Source organism: Membranihabitans maritimus (assembly GCF_021729145.1).
Taxonomy (GTDB): domain Bacteria; phylum Bacteroidota; class Bacteroidia; order Chitinophagales; family Saprospiraceae; genus Membranihabitans; species Membranihabitans maritimus.
The window spans coordinates 13,067-36,800 of record NZ_JAJSLW010000007.1 but is presented as its reverse complement, the minus strand read 5'-3'; the positions used below and the strand labels follow the sequence as shown (position 1 = coordinate 36,800).

At 38.4% G+C, this 23,734-nt stretch carries 21 protein-coding genes; 12 read left to right on the top strand and 9 right to left on the bottom strand.

Going from position 1 to position 23,734, the window contains the following annotated elements; all coding sequences use genetic code 11:
• Positions 1-123: 123 nt before the first annotated feature.
• From lon to LVD47_RS09685, 3 genes are all read right to left on the bottom strand, one after another.
• Positions 124-2,547, bottom strand: coding sequence for an endopeptidase La (gene lon / locus LVD47_RS09695; protein ID WP_236975586.1), 2,424 nt, complete (start codon positions 2,545-2,547; stop codon positions 124-126).
• A 730-nt stretch (positions 2,548-3,277) separates the two neighbouring features.
• On the bottom strand, positions 3,278-5,176 hold the full coding sequence (locus LVD47_RS09690) for a DNA topoisomerase IV subunit B (RefSeq protein WP_236975585.1): 1,899 nt from the start codon (positions 5,174-5,176) through the stop codon (positions 3,278-3,280).
• Positions 5,177-5,277: 101 nt separating this feature from the next.
• Positions 5,278-5,796, bottom strand: coding sequence for a hypothetical protein (locus LVD47_RS09685; RefSeq protein WP_236975584.1), 519 nt, complete (start codon positions 5,794-5,796; stop codon positions 5,278-5,280).
• A gap of 522 nt (positions 5,797-6,318) precedes the next feature.
• Here LVD47_RS09685 and LVD47_RS09680 point away from each other — a divergent pair.
• Entirely contained in the window at positions 6,319-8,409 is a 2,091-nt protein-coding gene (locus LVD47_RS09680) for a TonB-dependent receptor (RefSeq protein WP_236975583.1), read from the top strand.
• 6 nt (positions 8,410-8,415) lie between these two features.
• Here LVD47_RS09680 and obgE read toward each other — a convergent pair whose 3' ends face one another.
• The 4 genes from obgE to LVD47_RS09660 all read right to left on the bottom strand — a co-directional run bounded on the left by obgE (position 8,416) and on the right by LVD47_RS09660 (position 11,613).
• On the bottom strand, positions 8,416-9,447 hold the full coding sequence (gene obgE, locus LVD47_RS09675) for a GTPase ObgE (RefSeq protein ID WP_236975582.1): 1,032 nt from the start codon (positions 9,445-9,447) through the stop codon (positions 8,416-8,418).
• A 5-nt stretch (positions 9,448-9,452) separates the two neighbouring features.
• On the bottom strand, positions 9,453-10,040 hold the full coding sequence (locus LVD47_RS09670) for an adenylate kinase (RefSeq protein WP_236975581.1): 588 nt from the start codon (positions 10,038-10,040) through the stop codon (positions 9,453-9,455).
• A 59-nt stretch (positions 10,041-10,099) separates the two neighbouring features.
• Complete coding sequence (locus LVD47_RS09665; protein WP_236975580.1) at positions 10,100-10,906, bottom strand: nitrilase-related carbon-nitrogen hydrolase; 807 nt, start codon at positions 10,904-10,906, stop codon at positions 10,100-10,102.
• A 71-nt stretch (positions 10,907-10,977) separates the two neighbouring features.
• The gene (locus LVD47_RS09660; RefSeq protein WP_236975579.1) at positions 10,978-11,613 is read right to left on the bottom strand and encodes a 50S ribosomal protein L25; all 636 of its coding nucleotides are present in this window, start codon (positions 11,611-11,613) and stop codon (positions 10,978-10,980) included.
• A 283-nt stretch (positions 11,614-11,896) separates the two neighbouring features.
• Between LVD47_RS09660 and LVD47_RS09655 the strand changes: the two genes are divergently transcribed.
• The 4 genes from LVD47_RS09655 to LVD47_RS09640 are packed head-to-tail and all read left to right on the top strand — an operon-like array spanning position 11,897 to position 14,577.
• Positions 11,897-12,232, top strand: a complete 336-nt coding sequence (locus LVD47_RS09655) for a hypothetical protein (protein ID WP_236975578.1) — start codon at positions 11,897-11,899, stop codon at positions 12,230-12,232.
• 3 nt (positions 12,233-12,235) lie between these two features.
• Entirely contained in the window at positions 12,236-13,090 is an 855-nt protein-coding gene (locus LVD47_RS09650; protein ID WP_236975577.1) for a DUF5777 family beta-barrel protein, read from the top strand.
• Positions 13,090-14,130 carry a cytochrome c gene (locus LVD47_RS09645; RefSeq protein ID WP_236975576.1) on the top strand — a complete coding sequence of 347 codons (1,041 nt, stop codon included), beginning with the start codon at positions 13,090-13,092 and terminating at the stop codon, positions 14,128-14,130. The genes LVD47_RS09650 and LVD47_RS09645 overlap by 1 nt, the downstream gene beginning before the upstream one ends.
• A 3-nt stretch (positions 14,131-14,133) precedes the next feature.
• Positions 14,134-14,577: a GNAT family N-acetyltransferase gene (locus LVD47_RS09640; protein WP_236975575.1), complete on the top strand. Its 444-nt coding sequence runs from the start codon at positions 14,134-14,136 to the stop codon at positions 14,575-14,577.
• A gap of 125 nt (positions 14,578-14,702) precedes the next feature.
• Here LVD47_RS09640 and LVD47_RS09635 read toward each other — a convergent pair whose 3' ends face one another.
• Entirely contained in the window at positions 14,703-15,665 is a 963-nt protein-coding gene (locus tag LVD47_RS09635) for a polyprenyl synthetase family protein (RefSeq protein ID WP_236975574.1), read from the bottom strand.
• Positions 15,666-15,842: 177 nt separating this feature from the next.
• Between LVD47_RS09635 and LVD47_RS09630 the strand changes: the two genes are divergently transcribed.
• The gene (locus tag LVD47_RS09630) at positions 15,843-16,517 is read left to right on the top strand and encodes a GDSL-type esterase/lipase family protein (protein ID WP_236975573.1); all 675 of its coding nucleotides are present in this window, start codon (positions 15,843-15,845) and stop codon (positions 16,515-16,517) included.
• 52 nt (positions 16,518-16,569) lie between these two features.
• On the opposite strand, the gene LVD47_RS09625 is transcribed toward LVD47_RS09630, so the two are convergent.
• Positions 16,570-17,148: a DNA-3-methyladenine glycosylase I gene (locus LVD47_RS09625; RefSeq protein WP_236975572.1), complete on the bottom strand. Its 579-nt coding sequence runs from the start codon at positions 17,146-17,148 to the stop codon at positions 16,570-16,572.
• A gap of 198 nt (positions 17,149-17,346) precedes the next feature.
• On the opposite strand from LVD47_RS09625, the gene LVD47_RS09620 reads away from it, so the two are divergent.
• The 6 genes from LVD47_RS09620 to LVD47_RS09595 all read left to right on the top strand — a co-directional run.
• On the top strand, positions 17,347-18,654 hold the full coding sequence (locus tag LVD47_RS09620) for a cytochrome ubiquinol oxidase subunit I (protein ID WP_236975571.1): 1,308 nt from the start codon (positions 17,347-17,349) through the stop codon (positions 18,652-18,654).
• A complete protein-coding gene (locus tag LVD47_RS09615; protein ID WP_236975570.1) occupies positions 18,651-19,661 on the top strand; it encodes a cytochrome d ubiquinol oxidase subunit II in 1,011 nt (336 codons plus the stop codon). Before LVD47_RS09620 ends, LVD47_RS09615 begins: the two co-directional genes overlap by 4 nt.
• A gap of 336 nt (positions 19,662-19,997) precedes the next feature.
• The gene (locus LVD47_RS09610) at positions 19,998-20,351 is read left to right on the top strand and encodes a hypothetical protein (RefSeq protein ID WP_236975569.1); all 354 of its coding nucleotides are present in this window, start codon (positions 19,998-20,000) and stop codon (positions 20,349-20,351) included.
• 229 nt (positions 20,352-20,580) lie between these two features.
• A complete protein-coding gene (locus LVD47_RS09605) occupies positions 20,581-21,552 on the top strand; it encodes a TQO small subunit DoxD (protein ID WP_236975568.1) in 972 nt (323 codons plus the stop codon).
• A 244-nt stretch (positions 21,553-21,796) separates the two neighbouring features.
• Positions 21,797-22,162, top strand: a complete 366-nt coding sequence (locus LVD47_RS09600; protein WP_236975567.1) for a BlaI/MecI/CopY family transcriptional regulator — start codon at positions 21,797-21,799, stop codon at positions 22,160-22,162.
• The coding region (locus LVD47_RS09595) for a M56 family metallopeptidase (RefSeq protein WP_236975566.1) at positions 22,155-23,734 on the top strand (1,580 nt) is incomplete at its 3' end. The genes LVD47_RS09600 and LVD47_RS09595, both read left to right, overlap by 8 nt.

Sequence of the window (23,734 nt, the reverse complement as noted above, 5' to 3'; positions counted from 1 at the left end):
ATTTTAACCGCTATTTAACGATTTTTATATCCATGTTTTTCCTGAATGTGTCTTCCCTTACTTAAAAATACCCGTTAAAATCTATTTTTTCGTAAAGATTTGAATACCATATTGGTTTAATAATTAATTTTTCTCGGGTTTTTGTTCAAGCGCAATTTCAATTACCTGTTTCATTTCGGATACATAGTGGATGGTCAATCCCTCTATGTATGTGTCATCAATTTCTTTAATATTTTTCTCGTTTTTATTACATAGAATTATCTCTTTTATTCCTGCTCTTTTTGCTGCCAGTACTTTTTCTTTTATTCCACCTACCGGAAGTACTTTTCCTCGTAGGGTGATTTCGCCCGTCATGGCCAAAAATGGTTTGACCGGAATCCCGGTTAATAGTGACACCAATGAGGTAAGCATAGTCACTCCCGCAGAAGGTCCATCTTTGGGGATTGCACCTTCAGGAACATGTATATGTATATCCTTTTCAGAGAATACTTTTGGTGGAATTCCAAGTTCATCTGCATTAGATTTGATATAACTTAAGGCTGTAGAAGCAGATTCTTTCATTACATCACCTAGATTCCCGGTTAGTGTAAGCTTTCCTTTACCGTTTGAAGATGAAGATTCTATGAATAATATGTCGCCACCTACCGAAGTCCATGCCAGCCCAACGGCCACACCTGCAACATTCACCTCTTTATACATATCATTTGTGAATCTTCCCGGTCCCAGAATATCGGTTAACTCCTTAATCTTTATTCCCACTGACTTGGCATTATCCATTGCAATTTCTTTGGCTGCATGTCTCATCAGTCCAGCAATTTGTCTATTGAGATTTCTCACCCCAGATTCCCGTGTATATTTGCTGATAACTTCCTTTATAACACCATCACTAATTCTAATATTTTTTGCCTTAAGCCCGTGTTCTTTTCTTTGGTCTGGGATGAGGTGCCGTTTGGTAATTTCCAATTTTTCTTCCTGGGAGTAACCGCTAACATTGATGATTTCCATCCGATCACGTAACGCTGGCTGTATTCCGTTTAAGGTATTAGCGGTCGCGATAAACATTACTTTGGACAAATCATACTCCTGTTCCAGGTAATTATCGTAAAATGTGCTGTTTTGCTCCGGATCCAGAACTTCCAATAGGGCAGAGGATGGATCACCTCGAAAGTCGCTACCTATTTTATCTATTTCATCAAGAATAAAAACGGGATTTGAAGATTTAGCTTTTTTTAGCGATTGCAGGATTCTACCTGGCATGGCGCCTATGTAAGTTTTTCGGTGTCCTCTTATTTCTGATTCATCGTGTAGGCCACCTAAAGACATGCGTATATATTTTCTTCCTATGGCATCAGCTACACTTTTTCCCAATGAAGTCTTACCTACACCAGGAGGGCCAACTAAGCACAAAATAGGGGCTTTCATGTCTCCCTTTAATTTCAAAACGGCCAGGTGTTCTATAATACGATCTTTGATTTTATCTAATCCATAGTGGTCTTCATCTAGTTTCTCCCTCACTTTTTTCAGGTCAAAATTATCATTGGTATATTCACCCCAGGGTAAATCGAGCATAAGTTCCAGATGGCTCAAAGTTATTCCGTATTCTGCTACCTGGGGATTTAACCGTTGAAGTTTGGAAATTTCCTTGTCAAATGCCTTCCCTATTTTTTCGGGCCAATTTTTGCTTTTTGCCCGCTCTTTCATTTTATTAATGTCCTCCATTTGCGGATTATCCCCGAGTTCTTCTTGAATGGTCTTTAACTGTTGATTCAGGAAATAATCTCTTTGTTGCTTTTCTATATCTACCTTGACCTTATTTTCAATTTGATTTTTTAATTCGAGAACCTTAAGTTCATTATTAAGCAGATTGAGGACATTTTTGGCCTTTTTGAGGAGGTCTGTTTCCTCCAGAATTTGCTGTTTAACATCAACCTTTAAGTTAAGATTGGAAGAAATAAAATCGATGAGAAATATAGGACTGTCAATATTTCTTAACATCATTATGGCCTCTGTAGGGATTTGAGGAGAGAGATCGATAATCTGCTTGGATGTGTCGTTAATGGATGAGATTAAGGCCTGAAGTTCCAGATCATCTTTATCAAATGTCACACTACCAAGGTAGTTTACCTTGCCGTAAAGAAAGGGGTGATCCGATACAAGTTCTTCAAGCTCAAAACGATATCTTCCCTGAAGAATAGCCGTTAGGCTACCGTCATTGGTATGTATCAGTTTTACGATACGGGCAACGGTACCGATAGGATATAATTCTTCTGGTAAAGGATCCTCTGTTTCCGTCTTTTTTTGAGACAAAACACCAATTAACTGAGATTTGTCATAGGCTTCCTTTACCGCTCTCATTGATTTGTCACGTCCTACAGTAATGGGAATAACTACGCCTGGAAATAATACAGTATTTCGCAAAGCTACTATTGGAAGGTGTTCTAACTTTTCATCACCTTCATTGGAGAAATCGGATTCCGCCATAGGATTGATCTTCAAAAAATCCCCTTTATCACTTATACCGTCAAGAAACATCAAGTTGTCAAACATATATATCTTCTAATTAATTGTCAATTTACTACGTACACTATTCATTTATTTCAACTATTGTGCCACGGTGTTTTACACCGTATTTATAGACATTATGGCAAATTTTTGCCATAATGTCATTTGTTAATACTCGTATCCTGGATCCGACAATTAGCCAAGGTTTCGAATGTAGAGGAAGGTGAATTAGGTTGATCTGATTAGTCATTCGTGGAATTGATCCGTCCTGGATTAGTGTGGTTTCTTCCATGGATCTCCTCCTGAAGGTGAGGAAATAGGGTAATCCGGGTTAGGTAGTAACGACTGTATAAGTGGTTTTGCCTGATGAAGGGTTGTCTTATTGCCAAGCCATTAGACTCAAAAGATTTTCAATGGAAAACCCGGCTATCAGTGTAAATTTATTTTTCTGGCCTACCTTATCATGGATGCCTTGGGCAGGGGAACAGGGCAAGATCATTCCAGAACGGAATACGTTGTTATCACTCGTTAGTGGACAGTGGTGAGATATGCAGACAATTCAACTTTTTCTTAATTATATAGTGCATTTTACTGTATTTCAGACATGGTATATTTTGAAAAAAGAAGTTTTCATTCTTGAAAATTCAAAATTGTCCTGCATGAATTATCCTTTGCATTACAGTTACAATATTTTCAATCGGACTGAATGATAAATATGGATGGAATACAGATTTTCAATTTAGCCGTAAGCGGAGAACAATAAATGCCAACGTGTTTATCCTACAGACTCTAGTTTTTTACTTTTTGTAAATGTTTCTTCTTCTACGATTTCGTCGAGTTCAAACCTAAGGTTTTCAATAATAAACTCTTGTCGGTCCATAGTGTTTTTCCCCATATAATAGGTCAGTAATTCTTCAATTTTTATTTTGTTGCTTAATCTTACCGGAGCCAGTCTGATATTTTCATTAATGAAATTTTCGAACTCGCCGGGTGAAATTTCCCCTAACCCTTTAAACCTTGTTATTTCTGCATTTTTTCCTATTTTATCAACGGCTGCTTTTCTTTCTTCTTCAGAATAACAATAGATCGTTTCTTTTTTATTACGAACCCTAAAAAGAGGGGTTTCTAAAATATAAAGATGTCCTTCGCGAACCAGATCAGGAAAGAATTGTAGGAAAAATGTTAGGATAAGAAGTCGAATATGCATGCCATCGACATCAGCATCGGAAGCTATTACTACATTATTATAGCGAAGTCCTTCCAATCCATCTTCAATTTTCAAAGCGTGCTGTAAGAGGTTAAGCTCTTCATTTTGGTAAACCACTTTTTTACTCATACCAAAACAATTTAGTGGTTTTCCCCTTAAACTAAAGATTGCCTGGTACCTTACATCGCGTGCCTGGGTTATGGAACCACTTGCAGAATCTCCTTCTGTGATAAAAATGGTAGACTTGCGTTTGTCTTCTTGATTGCCCTTTTTGTCACTTAAATGAACTTTGCAATCTCTGAGTTTTTTGTTGTGGACATTGGCAACTTTGGCCTTTTCTTTGGCAATTTTTTTTATACCTGCTATTTCTTTACGTTCCTTTTCGGATTGTTTTATTTTTTTGAGGATGATGTCTGATACATCCGTATTCCTATAAAGGAAGTTTTCGAGTTTTGTGGATAAAAAATCATTGAGGAATGTTCTAATGGTCGGGCCATCTGCCCCTACATGGGTAGATCCTAATTTAGTTTTGGTTTGGGATTCGAAAACGGGCTCTTCAACTTTGACGCTAATGGCTGCTACAATGGATGTGCGAATATCTCTTACATCAAAATTTTTGTTATAGAAGTTACGAATTACACCGACTAATGCTTCACGAAATGCAGCTAAATGCGTTCCGCCCTGTGTCGTGTGTTGACCGTTAACAAATGAATAATATTCCTCTCCATATTGGTTACTGTGGGACATTGCCATTTCAATGTCGTCATCTTTTATATGGATGATCGGATACAAAAGTTGTTCTGATTTGGTTTGATTCTCCAATAAATCCCTAAGCCCATTATCCGACCTTATTTTTTTCCCGTTAAAATGAATGGTTAGTCCTGCGTTTAAATAGGCGTAGTTCCAAAGTTGTTCCTCTACGTATTCGTGGTTATAGAGGTAATTCTTGAAAATACTTTCATCGGGGTGAAATTCAATAAAAGTGCCATTCCTTTCATTACATTGTTCAACTTTTCGGTCCTCTACCAATGCACCTCTTTCAAATATTGCCTCCTTTTTTTCTCCTTCTCGGACAGAATAAACCCGAAATTGGTCAGATAACGCATTAACTGCTTTGGTACCAACTCCATTTAAACCAACAGATTTTTTAAAGGCTTTGGAATCATATTTACCGCCGGTATTTATTTTCGAAACACAATCAATCACTTTTCCCAGGGGAATGCCTCGTCCATAGTCCCGTATTTTTACAGAGCCCTCATCAGAAATGGATACTTCTATTTTTTTTCCATTGCCCATGACATATTCATCGATGGAATTGTCAATGATTTCTTTGATAAGAACATATATTCCATCGTCTTTTGTTTTTCCATCACCTAATTTCCCAATGTACATTCCCGGACGGATTCGGATATGTTCGCGCCAATCAAGTGATTTTATATTGTCTTCAGTGTAATTATGTTCGGCCATACATTATTTAAAGTTATACCATTGAAAGATTAACTACAAATATATGATATATATCTGTAATGTGAATGTTTAAATTCACCTAACGTAGAACAGGAAGAACCTTATTGTCCATTCGGTTTTTTGGCTTCAAGCCTGGTTTTGCCAAAAGTAGGGAAACCTGCACTCCCGGAGTGGTTAAATTTACCTTCCGCCGTAATTGGCATTTTGTATTCTTTGATAAAAGAATTAAAAAATGCCTTTAACTCCTTCTCATCTATATTTTTGGAATAGGGTTTTTTATGAAATTGCAGGAAATCAATACTTCCATCTTCATTAAAAAACACATTCAACCAAACTTTCAAACCATTGAGGTCAAAGTCTAGTGTGTTCGAATGCTCCTCCATTGCATAAATCATATTGAGCCATTTCTCGAACGCAGCATTCATATTATTACCGGTCTCACTCAACAGAAAACCGGGGTACTCTGCATATAAGTTTTTATAAAAAGATTCATACTCTCCAATCTGGAAAACGCCTGGCAACTCAGAAATAGTTCTGGGGAATTTATCTACGGATTCCTGCCCGATGGCAAAGATGCCTGAACTGAAAAAAAACAATGTGGTTATTATTAACTGCTTCATTTTGTGGGTTATTCAATGACTAAAGCTATACTAAGATAATAATTTATAAGCAAATGTAGTTCCGATTTATGGAATATTTATAATTTACATCTTACATTTGAATATAATGATACTAGATGTGGTTTTGATATTTTCGTCATTATTAGCCTTGATAATGGCTTGGAAAGTCAGTGTGCAATTGAACTTTCTCAGGTTTATTCTTTTCTTAATTTTTTGTGTAGTATTGTTATTTTTAACACCTTATTTTTTAACTTTTATAGAAAGAAGTTCAGTCAATATAGCGAATGTTATTTGGTACATTTTCGGTATTGGGTCGTTTTTGTTAATTTTCGGGGGATTTTGGGTAGCTGTGAAGAAAAAAACAGCACCTTCCAGGACATTTAATCGAATTTTTGGAAGCATAATATTCGGAGTTATCGTTTTTACTTCCATAGTAATTATTGTATTGTCTTTACGGGATGCCGGAATATTGGATGTATCTACCAGCAGGATAATAAACTTGCTACATTTAAATTGATTTGTATGATTCGAATGTATATTATTTTTATTTTTTCACTTTTCTTCCTTACAAGAGGAACTATAGGTTTTTCCCAGGATGCTGACACTCTTTTAACAGATGTTTTCCAGGAACTGAAAGTGGTGGGCTATGATTCTGATCGTGAATTGATGCAAACACCCGGAGCGGTATCGAAAATTTCGAAATTGCAGTTAGAGTCTTTTAATGTTGATAATGTGTTGACGGGAATGAATACTGTACCCGGAGTGAGAATGGAAGAAAGGGCCCCCGGTAGTTACAGAATAGCAATAAGAGGGAGCACACTTAGATCCCCTTTTGGCGTAAGGAATATTAAAGTATATTGGAATAATATTCCTTTTACAGATCCTACCGGAAGTACAGCATTTAATTTACTTGACAATAGAAATATTTCTCATATTGATTTAATACGCGGTCCAGCCGGTAGCATTTATGGAGCAGGAACAGGTGGGGTATTGCAAATGAAAAGTTGGGGTGAAAGTGATTCTACCAATGCTATATCCGGGGAAATAATGGGAGGATCATACGGAACCTTGAAGTATGGTGTGGATTATAGAAAATCGACTAAAACAGGGGTAGCCCTGGCGCGATTTTCGCACCAAAGGTCGGATGGTTACAGGGACCATTCAAACTTTGATCGGAAAACAATGGAGTTGAACGGAAGGTTTGCCGAAAGTAATAAAAGAAAGCTGGAATTTAATATGCTTTATTCGGACTTGAATTATGAAATTCCAGGTGGATTAAACGCTGCGCAAGTTTCAGAAAACAGAATTCAGGCCAGGCCTGGTAATCCATTCGCCCTTGGCAGTGAAGAATCTGAAGCTGGAATCAAACAGGAATATGTATTGTTTGGTGTGACCCAAAAATATAATTGGTCTGCGGCACTTACTAATTTAACAACTTTATATGCTGACCATACCAATTTCGTAAACCCTTTTAACCTGGATTATAAAAGAGATATACGCACGTCATTGGGAGGAAGAACAAGATTTAATTATTCAAAGAAGGTGTGGGGCAACGAAATGCGTTTTACCTTGGGAGGAGAATTTCAATCGGGAGCGAATGTAGCCAGGAATTTTGAGAATGATTATGGAAATCCCGGAGCGCTTAATTTTGATGATGAGATTCGTAGCCATCAGTTTTTTGTGTTTGGCCGGGCAGAAATTGACTTTGAAGACCGGTATTTTTTGTCCATTGGAATGAGTCAAAATAGTCTCAGATATGATATCAATCGTCTGGTAGATAATAATTTGGATTCTTCATTCCAGGTTATCAAGTCTTTTGATCCCGTCTGGGTACCCAGGATTGGTATATCCAAAAGATTTGATTATTTTTCTTTACACGGAAGTGTTAGTTATGGTTTTTCTCCTCCTACCATAGAAGATGTCCGGACAAATGAAGGAAGCATTAATTTGGATTTGGATCCCGAACGTGGTACTAATTTTGAACTGGGTGCACGCGCTCATTTGTTTGGGAATCGTTGGTATTTAGATGGTAGTGTTTTTTATTTTATTCTTGATGAAACTATTGTCCAGCAGCAATCTGACAGGGGGACGGTTTTGTTTGAAAATACTGGTGCCACACGCCAGCTAGGAGTTGAATTTCATTCTTCATATGATGTAATAAAGAACGGAGATCATTTGGTTCGCAATTTGAAACTTGAGGTATCGTATACTCACCATGATTTTAGTTTTCGGGATTATAAAAAATATACGGATGATGGACTTCAGAATTATTCCGGAAATGATCTGACAGGGGTAGCTCCGAATATACTTGTTTTAAATTCCCGTATTGAACTGAATAATGGTATTTATGTAAGAGCCTCTGTTAATCATACAGATCCTATTCCTCTTGACGATGCTAATACGGTGTATTCCCGTGGATATCAAAATTTGTTGGCAAGAGCAGGTGTACTTATCCCTGTGAAAAGTCATAAGACTCTGGAAGTTTACGCAGGTGGTAATAATTTATTAAACCAAAAATTTAGTTTGGGAAATGATTTAAATGCTTTTGGTGGTCGATTTTATCAACCTGCCCCTGAAATTAATTTTTACGGTGGAATAAAAATTTCAATATAGAGATAGTTATTCCTCTTCTTCGAATGCAGTCCCTTTTAAGCTGGGGTTGAGATTGATTAGCTTCCAGATTTCATCCTTTAATGGTCCGATTCCTTGTTGCGTTGCAGAAGAGAAAAATAAAAATGGAACATCAATATTAATTTCCTGCGATATGAGGACCTTTAGTTCTTCGTCAATAAGGTCAGATTTGGAGATTGCCAGGATTCGGGGTTTGTGAAGTAGTTCGGCGTTATATTTCCCCAGTTCGTTTAGCAATGTATTGTATTCGCGATTGATATTATCAGAATCCGCAGGAACTAAAAAAAGTAAAGCAGCATTTCGCTCAATGTGCCTTAAAAAACGAATCCCCAAACCTTTTCCTTCACCAGCTCCTTCAATAATTCCCGGAATATCGGCCATCACGAATGATTGATCATCTCTATAGGAGACCATTCCCAGGTTGGGGGTCAGGGTAGTGAAGGCATAACTGGCAATTTTGGGTTTAGCCGCCGAAATAACGGATAATAAGGTTGATTTCCCAGCATTTGGAAATCCAACAAGCCCGACATCAGCCAATATTTTTAATTCCAGAATGATTTCCCGGTTTTGTCCTGTCTCTCCCGGTTGTGCATAACGGGGTGCCTGATTAGTGGAAGATTTGAAGTGAGAGTTTCCCAAGCCACCACGACCACCATTTAATAATATTTCTTTTTGTTCATGGTGTGTTATTTCATTGAGTACTTCTCCGGTTTCTGCGTCTTTGGCAATGGTCCCGAGTGGAACCTCGAGGATAATATCTTCTCCGCTGGCTCCTGATTTTCTACTACCACCACCTGCCATTCCATGACCTGCTTTGATATGCTTGCGATATTTTAAGTGAAGCAGGGTCCATTTGTGTTGGTTGCCTTGAAGGATGATATGTCCTCCGCGACCACCGTCCCCACCATCGGGACCTCCTTTAGGTTCAAATTTCTCTCTTCGGAAATGAGCAGACCCTGCACCACCATTACCACTTTGTGCGTATATTTTTACATAGTCAATGAAATTTTGAATACTCATGCAGTCTATACTTCTTCGGTAGTTACACGGTCGATAACATCACAAAGTCTATCAAAAATTTCATCAATGTTCCCTATTCCATTTACTGTCAATGCCTTATCCAGGGCATCATAATATGCATATACGGGTTGTGTTTCATTTTTATAGACATTGATCCGACTTTGGATAATTTCTTTATTTTGGTCATCGGCCCTTCCAGAAACTTTACCTCTTTGAATTATTCGATCAATGATTTCCTGATCATCTACTTTAAGGGAAATGAGAATATCGATTTCATCTTCTCTTTCTGCCAGAAAATGATCCAAAGCTTTTGCCTGGTCAACATTACGTGGGAATCCATCATATATTACACCATGTGAAGACCCGTGCTGGTCCAACGCAGATTTTAGCATTCCTATCGTTACTTCATCGGGAACCAATTCACCTTTTTCTATATAGCTGGTGGCTAATTTACCCAGTTCTGTTTTTTCTCCGATTTCTTTTCGAAAAAGATCACCTGTGCTTATGTGAAGAAGGCCGTATTTTTCAGCTAATTTTTTGGCTTGAGTGCCTTTACCCGATCCTGGAGGACCAAATAATATTAAATTTATCATTTTTTAATTTGTTAAAAATAGTGATTAATATGGATTTGAAATTTGATTTCCAAAAGTAACTAATTCGATTCATTCCCCAAAATTGTGAATTCATCCCTGTCATTTAAAAATGGATATTTTGCCCTGAAACGATTGAGATGTGTCTTATTAATTTCAATGGAGAAAAGACCGGTTTTCTCTTTAGTGTCTAATAAAACTTCCCCGTCCGGACCAATGCAAAGAGAATGACCAGAATAATAAATCCCATTGTGATCACTGCCCATTCCATTTACACCCATTAAATAACATTGATTTTCAATGGCCCGTGCAATACAAAGGCTTTTCCAGGCCGTGATCCTCGCATGAGGGAAGTTGGAGACACCCAACAGGAGATCGTAGTTATTATCGTTTCTTAACCATACGGGAAACCGAACATCATAACAAATAAAGGGACGTACATTCCAATTTGCCCTGATAAGGAAATTTTCTCTTTTTTTTCCAGGGGTCATTAACCTGGATTCATCGGCAAATGAAAATAAGTGTTTTTTGTCGTATCGATGTATAATTTTTCCGTTGGAAACAAATAAAAATGTATTGGTATAATTTCCATCCGTATTTTGCACACAGATGCTTCCGCAAATGGAAGCTTTATATTGGCAAGAAATTGATTTCATCCATTGCACAGTAGGATCGGAAATTGATTCAGCTATTTCATCCGGAACAGTATGAAAACCCGTATTGAACATTTCCGGAAGTACTATAATATCGGAATCCTCATAATCTTCTTTGAGAATATTTTCAATGGAATTGAGGTTTTGCTCTTTCTCTAGCCAAACTATTGGGTATTGAATTATGGATGCTTTAAGGGTCCCGTTAGAATTATGCATGGCATTAAAATAGAAAAAGGTTGCGATGAATCACAACCTTTTTACAATGTATCTTTATAAAAACTTTTTAATTATGCCTCTGAATCAGCTGTTTCAGGCGTTTCTTCTGTTTCTCCTTCTTCCAGTTCTTCTTCAGGAAGTGGAGCAGCAGCTTTCAGTACTCTTGGTGTAACGACTGAGGCAACGGGAACATTAGGTGCAATTAAAACATTTACTTCATCGTTATTGACCGCTATGTCTCTGATCCTTTTTGTACCTCCCAGGTTTAAATCTGAAATATCAACCGTAAGTTCCTCTACCAAATGCTCAGGGGTTGTCCTAATTAGTACTTCTCGTACTTTTTGAATTAATTTACCACCTTCTTTCACTCCGGGGGCTTTCCCGACGCAGCGCAAAGGGATATTAACTTTTACTTTTACACCATCTGTTAATAGCAAAAAGTCAAGATGTTCAATTTCATCACTAACAGGATGAAACTGGTAATCTTTTACAATACAGGTATGTGTTTCTCCCTCTATTTCAATTTCGGCTAATTTAAAATCAGCCGTAAAGATTAATGGCCTTACATCCAATGGGTCAACAGAGAAATGAAAGTTTTTATCTCCACCATACAATACACAAGGGATTTTCCCTTCAGTTCGCAATTGTTTGGTATGTTTTTTGCCTAACCCTGCTCTAGGTGTACCGGTTATATTTACTTTTTGCATAATATACTTATTTATAACGGAGCGCAAATATACGATTATTATTTATAAAGACAAGCAGGAAGTTTTATTTTTCAAAGATTTGTGTGAAAAGAAGTCGTTTTTAAAAGTATGCGACCTTATGAATTTGATAATTATTCAAAAGGTTCCGGTGATGGGGATATCCAATATAAAATTATATTAATTATTTAAGATTTTCAATTTCTGGATTTATAAATCTTTATCTAATATTGTGACGTTTAATTAATGGTTTGAAATCAGCATGGGCGGGTATTATAAGAAAAATATGAAAGTAGGATTTGCTTGTTTTATTTTTTGTGTATTATACATTTTCGTTTCTTGTACCAAAGACAAGGTTCCTCCTCGAGAGAAATGTACGGATGAAGTATCATATGAAGAGATAAAATTTTTAATAGACCGCAAATGTGCAAGTAGTGGTTGCCATGATGGTTCAAGTGGATATGGTGATTACAGGAGTTATGCGGATATGAAGACAGAAATTGCAAACGGAAGTATTGAGGAAGAAGTTATTTTGAAAGGCACAATGCCTCAAGAAGATACATTATCAGAAATGGAATTCCGGTTAATTCAATGTTGGATAGATAATGGATATATAGAATAGGTTATGAAATATATTTTAATGTTCTTTTTTGCACTTTCTTTGGCTTCATTGTATTCCCAGGATGGGCAATTATTTGCTTATAAAGATCGTAGGATTATTAATTCCTGGTCTACAGAGGTATTGCCAAAACGAGTGCTTGATTTTAGAGTGGGACATCGATTTGGAGATATAGCTGGAGCTGGGGGTGGCTGGGAAACTTTCTATGGCCTGGAGAATTCTTCAGATGTTCAAATTGGATTTGACTATGGACTTTTGAATAATGTAACTATTGGAGTAAATCGTTCTAAAGGAGCCGGACCACTGGGGCAATTGGTGAATTCCCATGTATTGTGGCAGATTGCCCGGCGAGGGGATGAACGGCCCGCTACATTAGGATTTATGGGTATGGCGACAATGTCAACTATGCCCAAAAGTGATAATCCTTCTTCCTTGAGTCATTTTCCAAAATTTGCCCATCGGTTTATTTATTATTCTGAATTAGTGGCGGCTAAGCGTTTTAGCCAGCGAATTTCGGGTTCTGTAGGCTTAAATTATATTCATCATAATTATGCACGGATGGATACTGAAACGGACCTTTTTGCGGTAACAGTGGCTGGAAGGTTGCAAATAAGCCGTTCTTTTGCTTTGTTAGCAGAAGCTACCTATCCGATTTCTGTAAATAAAAATCCCGAGAACAATTATTATTTCCCGTTAGGGTTTGGATTGGAATGGGAGACTGGTGGAGGTCATATTTTTCAAATTAACCTGGTTAATTCAAAGGGAATGGTGGAAACTGATTATATTCCTTATTCAACATCGGATTGGGGGGCAGGAGGCTTTAGACTGGGATTTACGATATCTAGAAAATTTAGGACATAATGAAGCGGTGGCTTATCGGTTTGACTCTCTCTCTTTCCTTGTTTTCGATCTCATTTTTTGATGAGGCCAGGGTTTTTCCTGTCGATGGAAAAACATCATTAGCGGATGTAATTGAAACACTTGAAGGTAAACCAAATCCTAATCGGCCGGATATTTCGGGAGGAGAGATTTCGGCCCAAAAGGGTAAAGAATTGTTTTTTACCGGTACGACCCAAGAGCCCGGTAGTTTTTTTGACACACGAAGGATCAGCAAATTCTTTACTTGCGATGCATGTCACAATTCGGTCCGGGAAGATCCTGATATTTCAAATTTGAACCCGGAGGATCGTCTGGAATTTGCTATTGAAAATAATATTCCATTTTTGCCAGGTACCACATTTTTTGGGGTCGTAAATAGAGAATCTTATTACAACGGTGATTATTTCAAGAAGTACGGACAGTTAGTCTATCCGGCTCGAGAAAGTTTAAGAGAATCTATTCAATTATGCGCGACAGAATGTTCTCAGGGGCGTCGCTTGGAACCATGGGAAGTGGAATCTATTGTCGCCTATTTTTGGGAGTTGGAAATTGAAATGGAAGATTTAGAACTCAGTAGTGAAGAGATGGAACTTGTAGAGAATGCATTGGCATCGGGCGTAGGTAATGAATTAAGCAATTCCGCATTAACCATGTTGAAAAGCAAATATCCTCTAAAATCTCCTGCGACTTTCCTGGATCCACCGGGTACAAGGGAAGAGCGTATTCATGTGACAGGGGATCCCATTAAGGGTGAACATTTGTTTGATGCATCCTGTCAATATTGTCATTACGATAATAATTTTAGTTATTTTCTTTTGAATGAAAGTAAGATGACTATGAAATACTTATACCGACATTTAGCTGATTACGATATTCAATCAGTTTACCAGGTTGCGCGCTACGGGACACCCCCTAAATCAGGTAAAAGAGCCTATATGCCACAGTATACGGAAGAGCGAATGAGCAAGTCCCAAATGGTAGATTTAATTACTTTCATTAGGAGAGAAGCAGGAAAATTGTAATTTATGAGTGTTAATATCCGGAAAGGAGAACAAAGGGATCTGGAGTCCGTATTTAATCTTGTGCAGGAGTTAGCCATGTATGAAAAGGCACCTGAAGAAGTAACCGCTACCCTGGATGATTATTATGAGAACTATAAAGATGAGATTTTTGATTTCATTGTGGCAGAAGTGGAGCAGAGTATAGTAGGGATTTCTTTATTTTATTATTCTTATTCTACCTGGAAAGGCAAAATGTTGTTTTTAGAAGACTTTGTAGTGAGGGAAGAACTCCGTGGAAAAGGGATTGGTCAATTATTATTTGATGCTACAGTCGATCATGCTAAGGATACTGAATGCAAATTAATGAAGTGGGAAGTCCTTGACTGGAATGAGCCAGCGATACAATTTTATCAAAAAAATAATGCTGTAATTGAAAAGAATTGGTGGGATGGGAAACTGTTTTTTTAAGTAACATTAAGTCCATCGATTTTAGATCAGGATCAATGTATATTTTTGTATATAATTAGTTTCTATATGCCAATTTCCTTTGTTTTTCGCAAGGTACTTTAATGAAAAGACTTCTGATTTTGGGTTTAATGGTCCCGATCCATTAAATCATGGGCAAAGTCAAACAATTCCCTGGTATTTTCATTGCTGGTCTCAACTTTTTTCAGGCTATTAATTGCTTTTCTAAAAAGTTTTTTCTCCATATCAAGTGCATATGACTTAACATCACATTTGTGAAACCATTCCATTACGTCATTTACTTTAGTTTCGGATTGACTATTGTAGAGTTGTTCAAATATAGCCTGATCCTCCGGAGGAAGGCAATTCCAGGCTCTAATATATAAAATTGTTTTTTTGCCTTGTAAAATATCTCCTCCTTTTAATTTTCCTACCTTCTTTTTATCTCCGTAGCAGTCCAAAATATCATCTCGAATTTGGAAAGCGATTCCAAGATCTACTCCAAATTCATAAAGATGTCCGGCATCCTTTTCACTGGCCCCACCGCATTTGGCTCCAATATACAGTGCTGATCCAAGAAGCACTGCTGTTTTTTTGCGTATCATTTCAAGATATGAATCCATTTGGACTGAAGGCAGACTTTCAAAGTCCATATCCAATTGCTGACCTTCACATACTTCTCTGCCTGTTTTACTGAAATTGGAAAGTACGGCCTGGAGTGATTCCTGCGGACACTTTAGCAGGTATTCATATGCTAAAATAAGCATCACATCACCACTTAAAATGGCAGTGTTTATATCCCATTTTTTGTGAATGCTATCCAATCCCCGCCTGGTATCTGCATTATCCATGACATCGTCATGAACCAATGTGAAGTTGTGGAATATTTCAATTGCTGTAGCGGCATCCAGTGCATTTTGGTTATTATCAGAAAAGAGTTTACATCCGAGTAAAGTTAGTTGATATCTAATTTTCTTCCCTGGTTGATCTAGTATATATTTTACCGGATCGTAGAGATTACGGGGGGTGTATTTCCCTGAAAAATCAGGTGTCGAAAAAGGATTGTTCTCCTTCAAAAATCTAGATTCCATTTTAGTATTCCACTTTTGGCCAAAGATAGTCATTTATTGACTCCGTAATGTCTCTTTCCTTTTAATTTGATGTTTCGGAAAAGAATTTAAACAAATTCCAAAGACTCATATAAATTAGTATTTTAGCTTCACGATTAGCTTAGTGTTTAATTAAATGAATATTTAAATTAAAATAGAATGAGATTTTTACAATTTGCCGTTTTTTATTTGGGGATTATTTCTTTTGCCATGGCTCAGGACCAAAATCCAGAATTAAAGCGAGTCATGCGATTCGAGAGTGCGGTAAATAAAATTGAAGAGAAAGCTACCCATATGGATGTGTCTGCAGTACATACGGTATTTGTGGGGAGTAGCAGTTTTACGAGGTGGGTCGATTTTGAATCTGATTTCAATTCGGAAGAGGTTGTAAATAATGGGTTTGGAGGCTCGCGTTTATCTGATGTTATTTTTTATTTTGATAAAGTAATTACGCCGTTTTCCCCAAAGCAAATAATTGTATACGAAGGTGACAATGATATTGCTTCCGGCATGTCAGCAAAGGACTATTTGAAAGACGTAAAAACATTTATCCGGATGGTTGAAATAAAACATCCGGGAACCCATATATCATTTTTGTCCCCGAAGCCAAGTCCTTCGAGAAGGGAACTAACTGAAGAATTTGTTAAAGCCAGCCAGGGATTGGCCATGTTGGCATCAAGGACGCCCGGAGTTGATTTTATTGATGTAGGGCAAGTGATGTATGATATTGAAGGTGAAATATTAAAAGAAATCTGGGTTTCTGATTCCCTTCATATGAACAGGGCCGGGTATAATTTATGGGCCCCGATTGTCCGGTCGTATATCCGCCGGTAATCAAGTTTTGATGTAGAGAATAGATTTGTAATTCTCTTGAGTGATATATGTTTCAGAACTCTAATAATTCATTATACCTAAAACACGACATTTCATGATCGTTTACCATACCGGTAGCCTGCATGTGAGCATATACTACTGTGGGGCCTACAAATTTGAAGCCCTTTTTTTTGAGGTCTTTACTAATTATTTCTGAAAGGGGTGTTTTTGCTGGAGCTTTCCGGTAATCGCTAATATTATTTTGGATAGTTTTGCCATCAGTAAAACTCCAAATGTAATTGCTAAAGCTTCCGTAGTTTTCGCGAACATTAATAAATGCCTGGGCATTGGATACGGTAGCTCGAACTTTAAGTTTATTCCGAATGATACCTTCGTCCATTAAAAGGGATTGAATCTTACTCTCACCATATCCTGCAATTATCTGATAAGCAAAATCATCCAGTGCTTTTTGGAAGTTGGCTCTTTTTCTGAGGATAGTAATCCAGCTCAATCCTGCCTGGAAGGTTTCTAAAATCAAAAATTCAAAGAGTTTGTCATCATCAAAAACCGGAACCCCCCATTCTTTGTCGTGATAATCTTCGTACAATTTATCTCCTTTACACCATCCACATCGGTGTTTTTGATCGCCCATATTTAAATACTTTCTTTCAATTAAAAATAAACTATCAAGATACGAAAATGAAATGGTTAAAGAACTATTTTTGGCTATATTTTTATTAGATCAAACAGAATCTAAATAGATGAATTGGGTGAAATGTAAAATATTAGTTGTGTATTTATTTGTATTTTAGTCTGAACAAAATTTTATCATGTAGAAACGGTAGTGTTTATGGATGACTTTTTAGCTGCAAGATTACAAATGGCGTTTTCTTTGGGTTGGCATATTGTCTTTGCTTGCATAGGAATGGCGATGCCATTTTTTATGGCATATGCCGAATGGAAGTGGATGAAGACAGGGGATATATTGTATATGGATTTGGCTAAATCGTGGTCCAAAGGAGTGGCCATATTTTTTGCTGTTGGAGCTGTATCCGGTACACTTCTGTCTTTTGAATTGGGATTATTGTGGCCTGAATTTATGGAGCATGCCGGACCTATAATCGGGATGCCATTTTCCCTGGAAGGAACAGCATTTTTTTTGGAAGCAATTGCCCTGGGGGTTTTTCTTTATGGTTGGGACCGGGTTTCCCCTCGTATTCACTGGATCAGTGGCTTGGTTGTGGGTGTTTCAGGTATATTTTCAGGTATTTTCGTAGTAGCTGCGAATGGATGGATGAATAGTCCTACTGGGTTTGAGTATGCCAACGGGGTATTTTCAAATATAGATCCTGTCCATGCAATGTTTAATGAAGCGTGGATACCCCAGGCTTTGCATATGACCTTTGCCGCCTTTGCGAGTACGGGATTTGCAGTGGCGGGGATACATGCAGTCTATATAATGAGAAACAAGAAAATACGGTTTCATTATGAAGCGGCCAAAATTGCCTTATTGTTTGGGTGCATTGCTGCTTTTGCCATGCCTGTTACTGGGGATATTGCTGCCAAAAGTGTGGCGGAAAGGCAACCGGCTAAATTAGCAGCTATGGAGGCGCATTTCCATACTGAAGAAAAGGCAAGTTTGATAATTGGGGGGATTCCCGATGAAGAGAATAAAGAAGTGAACTATGCCATTGAAATACCGGGGGCATTGAGTTTTTTAGCCCATGGAAATTTCAATGAAGAAGTGATCGGACTGGACCGTATTCCCGAGGAGGAGCATCCTCCGGTGACAATTACCCATTTTGCTTTTCAGATTATGGTGGGTTTTGGAATGTTGATGATGTTGATAGGTGTGGTCTATTTTTGGAAACGTTGGAAAGGGAAATCTATTCTTGATTATAAATGGGGGCTTTGGACGATAGTTCTGGCTATGCCGATTGGGTTTGTAGCCCTTGAGGCGGGTTGGATTGTCACTGAAGTAGGGCGTCAGCCCTGGATTATTTATGGTATTATGAAAACGAAGGATGCCCTGACTTCCATGCCGGGCATACAGTATTCCCTGTTGACAGTTATGGTTGTTTATACCTTTCTGACCAGTGTGATTATCTGGTTGATGCGAAGGCAAATTACTTCTATACATAAAAAATACGGGGTATGATCTATACAGAATTAGTAGTGTTTATCTTAGGAGTCAGCGTTTTGTTTTATGTCGTTTTTGGGGGTGCTGATTTTGGGGCTGGGATCCTCGAAATTTTTACCGGTCAGAAAGGTGTATCCACCATAAGCAAAGCTATTGCACCTGTTTGGGAAGCCAATCATATCTGGTTGATTATAGCAGTTGTGATTCTTTTTAACGGTTTTCCAAAGGTGTACAGCACTGTGTCTATTGTTTTGCATATCCCGGTATTCCTCGCTTTGATCGGTATTATATTCCGCGGGGCGGCCTTTACTTTCCGGCACTATGATGCGGTGAAGGATTCTTCCCAGCAAATATATTCGGTTGTATTCAGGTATTCAAGTCTGTTTTCAACGATATTTTTAGGTATTATATTGGGAGCTTTGGTTTCAGGAACGCTCCCTGAACAAGACTATTCATTATCAAATCTATCTTTTTACCAATATTTTGTAGCGCCGTGGTTCAATCCGTTTTGTTTTTCAATTGGATTATTTGTCAGCGTGCTGTCCGCTTATATAGCTTCGATCTTCTTACTGGGAGAAGTGGAGACAGACTACGGGTATGGTCTTATTGCAAAATTTATTAAGAGATTGTTTTGGGCATCCGTGGTAACGGGTAGTTTAATTTTTGTGAGTTCCTATTATCAGGGGCTGGATTTCCATTTGCGGTTTTTGGATCATTCGATATCCATAGGATGTGCTATAATTGCTTCTGCTATTGTTCCATTTATTTGGATCTTCATCAATCGCCGGGAAATTTGGAGTTTGCGGATTTTGGGAGGGGTACAGGTAGTTCTCATAGTTTTGGGTTGGTTAGCGAATCAATGGCCCAATTTATTGTATTATCACGGTGGGGGAATATTGTCTATCCATGATGCTTCAGCGGAGCAAACAGTCATGAAGGTATTGTTAATTGCATTGATTGTAGGGATTCTGTTGATTTTTCCGGCACTGTATTTTTTGTTTAGGGTTTTTAAGGTGGAGAAATGAATAATGTCTTCTTCCGTACTATCTATGATGTAAAAGGGAAACACCAAGGCGTTGAGTGCACAAGGATGAGTGAGAGGAAGTTCCTGCGTGTTTCTAAGTGAACTGTGTTCTAAGTGGTAAAAAAAGTGTATAGCTTTGGTTATCATTTAACTGGCGGTTTAGCGAAAATAAGTATTGTAGCCCCGGTATCATCGGTGTTATTCATTATTTCTTTAAGTTGATCATCAAATTCCAATTTGTTTAGGCTGTTTAATAAATAGTTAAATGATGTTGATCAGCGTTTTCAATGCGTTAAAGAACGTCGATTATTGAGTTCTGTATTATACATTAGCAGAGGTGAAAGCTATTTCAAGAATATCAACGGTTTTATTAATTGGTGCTGCCTGGGTTTTTATTATTATCCAGGTAGCGGGCCCATTGCTTCCCAAAACGGATATTTGTAAGCGAAAGGCTTTGACGTCGGTACCCGTTGATAGGCAAGACCAACCTTTAACCAATTGGCCTTTTGACTCCGTTCCTGCTTCAGCTTGTCAAATTTCTATTGACATACCTGTCGAGCAGAGACTTTTAAATTCTCTTCGGAAGTTGTTTGAGTTCAAGACTCCCAAAGTAGATACTTCCTATTATTCCTTTATTATTATCGAAAACCCGGGCGAACCCACAACTCCTCCGCCCGATTCAATAAGCTGATACTTTTTTTAGAACCCCGTTTTTGGGGATTTTTCCGGCTAACTATGTATTGGCATGTGGTACCCGTATGTTTTGTAAGGTAGTTAGTGAGTAATCCTGTTATAATTATAATTTTTATCCGGTCAGGATGGGAATGGAATTCAGTATGGCTTCTGCCATCGGGTAGAAGATACCCGGATTTGGTGACATCCCTTTCGCCGGGTATACGAACAAAAAAACTATTTAAAATATGATAAACTATTCAAAGGCAGAGAATGCCTCAATTATCCTTCGTTTGATCGTAGGATGGACCTATTTCTCAGCTTTATGGCGTCGTGTAGCCCTCAGTGATAAACTGGATATGGAAAGTGCGGGATGGATTGGTATAAAATTCAACTATTTCTTACCCAATGCTCTGGGGATAAAGCCTATTATAGAATTTCTGGTAGAGAACCCGGATCTTCTGCAGGTTAATATGATTGCCTTTACCATTATTGAAGGGGTGGTCGGACTGGCACTAATGGTAGGGTTTATGTCCCGTTTTATGAGTTTGGCTGCTTCCGGGCTGGCATTTGGGATTTTGCTGGGTAGTGGTTGGCTGGGATCTACCTGCCTGGATGAATGGCAGATCGGGGTACTGGGAATTTCCGGAGGACTGATGCTGGCTATATTGGGGCCGGGGCGTTATTCTGTAGATTCACTCTTTTTGCGCAGCAATAATGTATTTCACCGAATTGATAGGTTTATGTGGAAAATGTTAAGTGGGAAAAAAGTGACGATCGGATTGGCTGGTCTGGCTTTCTTTATAACCTTGGCAACGAATCAAATTTACCATGGGGGATTGTGGGGCCCTTTGCACAATTTGAGTAAAATGCCTGAAATACAGGTATCGGAAGCAACTTTGAAAGGAGATGATTTGACCTTCGGGATAACGCGTGTGGAGGGTATCGATGTGTATGGTAATTTTATTGTAGGTATCCGGATTAGCGATGATTCTGGCAACGAGGTTGTTTTTGAAAATGGTGAATTACAGCGGCGTCTTGAAATCAAGAACTTCAGGCCCGCGAAGATAGGATTTACTCCCTATGCTATGACGGTGGAATTAGGGAGCAGGGGAGAGGTACGAATCCCTGATCTGGATTCGATAAAGGGTGATAATCCTCAAATAACTTTGATAGATGTAAATGGAAAGGAATGGCGTTTTGATGTGGAAAAGGAATAATAGCCTGAGTAGGTAGGGGTGAATCCCGGAAGAGTGTAACCCGGAGATAGGATACCACTTTGGTCTCAAAGATACAATAGGGCGATACCGAAGTTCTTATGTGGATTGGAGGCATTGTAATTATTGGTATGTTTTAAGCTGACTGCTCAATGAAGGTCTGGCTAGGAGATAAGTTGTTAAATTAACTAATTGATTAGTTTTGCAACTAAAAAATTAGTTATATTGGGGCATAAATGTAACGATCATGGAGAAATTAACAACAAAAGAAGAAGCTATTATGCTGATTTTATGGCGCCTGGGAAACGCTTTCGTCAAGGACATTATCAGGGAAATGGATGAGCCCAAACCCCATTATAATACCGTCTCCACTACTGTGCGTATACTGGAGGACAAGGGATTTATCGGGCATGAAAGTTTTGGGAATACACATCGTTACTACCCACAGGTAAGTGAAGACCGTTACAAGCGTCATTTTGTAAGCGGGATCGTTGACAATTATTTCAACCGTTCATTCAAAAATATGGTGACTTTTTTCGCGGAAAAAGAACACCTGAGTAAGAAGGATCTTGAAGATATTTTACGAATGATTGAAAATGAGGATGATGAGTGAGTTTATTCCCTACATGGTAAAATTCAGTATTATCTTCGCCGTATTATTGACGTTTTTTGCCTTTGCGTTGCGGAAGGAGACACTACATTACCTTAAGCGGCTGGTCCTATTGACCATTCCGGTATTATCTTTCTTTTTGCCGTTAATTAATTTTAAAGTCGAAGAACAGACAATAATGCACAGGGTAATGGTATCGGTACCCGAGATGCCCTTACGATCGGGAGGTATTGCCATGGAAAGCCGGTGGGACTGGCAAAGCCCTGTACTTGTTGTAATTGGGCTGGTCGGCATTGTATTGCTCGTTGTCACCCTAAATGACATGGTGAAAATCTTCCGGATCATTCGATCATCTCGAAAAAAGCAATTACGCATAGGTGTTCTGTGTGATTCTGAACGACCGGTGTCTCCTTTTAGTTTTTTTGATTTTATTGTACTGCATAGCCCGGCATACAGTGATGAAACCCTGTGTCAGGTCATTGAACACGAACAGGTTCACGTGTATCAGAAGCACTCCGTGGATATGTTGACCGCCCAGTTAATTTGCATAGTATTTTGGTGGAATCCGCTTGTATGGATTTATCGTCATTTGGTGATCGAGAACCTGGAATTTATTGTTGACCGGGCAGTGCTTAAAGCCGGAATGAATAAAAAGAAATACCAGCTTTCAATATTATCTGCGAGTGTATATGCTTCCCCTACTGCATTTGCCAATCATTTTAATTATTCACTAATCAAAAAACGTATTCAAATGATGAACAAGAAATTAAGTAGACCGGCAAATATGTGGAAAACGGTACTTATACTTCCCCTTGCCTTCTTGTTGTGGATCTGCTTTGGGCAAGCTACAGTGCTTACACAGAGTCCATCGGAAAGAATTACAACGGGGAAAATTGAATATCCGTTATTCTATGAAAATGACTTTATGACAATTGAATTGACCCGGACAAAACAAGAAGGAAATGATTTGTTTGAAATGAATGTGAATAGCGAAAAAGGTAGTTTGTATGCAAGGAAATCTTCCACTAAAGATGTAGTTGTTGATTTTATTTACAATGACAGGGATGTCACTGCAGAGGAATTTATGGAAATTCCCCGGGACTCCGTAGATGCAATAGGGACCCTGCCGGACAACAGAATTAATGAAAATATAATATTATACGTTTATTCTGATGAATTTTCGACACAAAAGGGAGCGAGTATTTTTGGTCAGGATTTTGATATCGGTAATCTTGATATCCCAAATGAAATTTGGCTCGATGAGAATGCAGAGTATTACGTAAATATGGTAAGGAAAAGCAGGGGACATGCTCAGAAATACCTGGCTATTTTTGGGGAAAGTGCATCCGTGGGGATTGCAAGGGAGAAAGGTGTCAATCGCGTTTATATTACTCTCGATGTAAAAGATCTTACACCAGGTGAACAGAGAAAAATGAGGATACTTAATATAATACCGCCGCCACCTCCTCCCGTACCTGCATCACCGGAAGAATCAAAGATACCGCCGCCACCTCCTCCCGTACCTGCATCACCGGAAGAATCAAAGATACCGCCGCCACCTCCTCCCGTACCTGC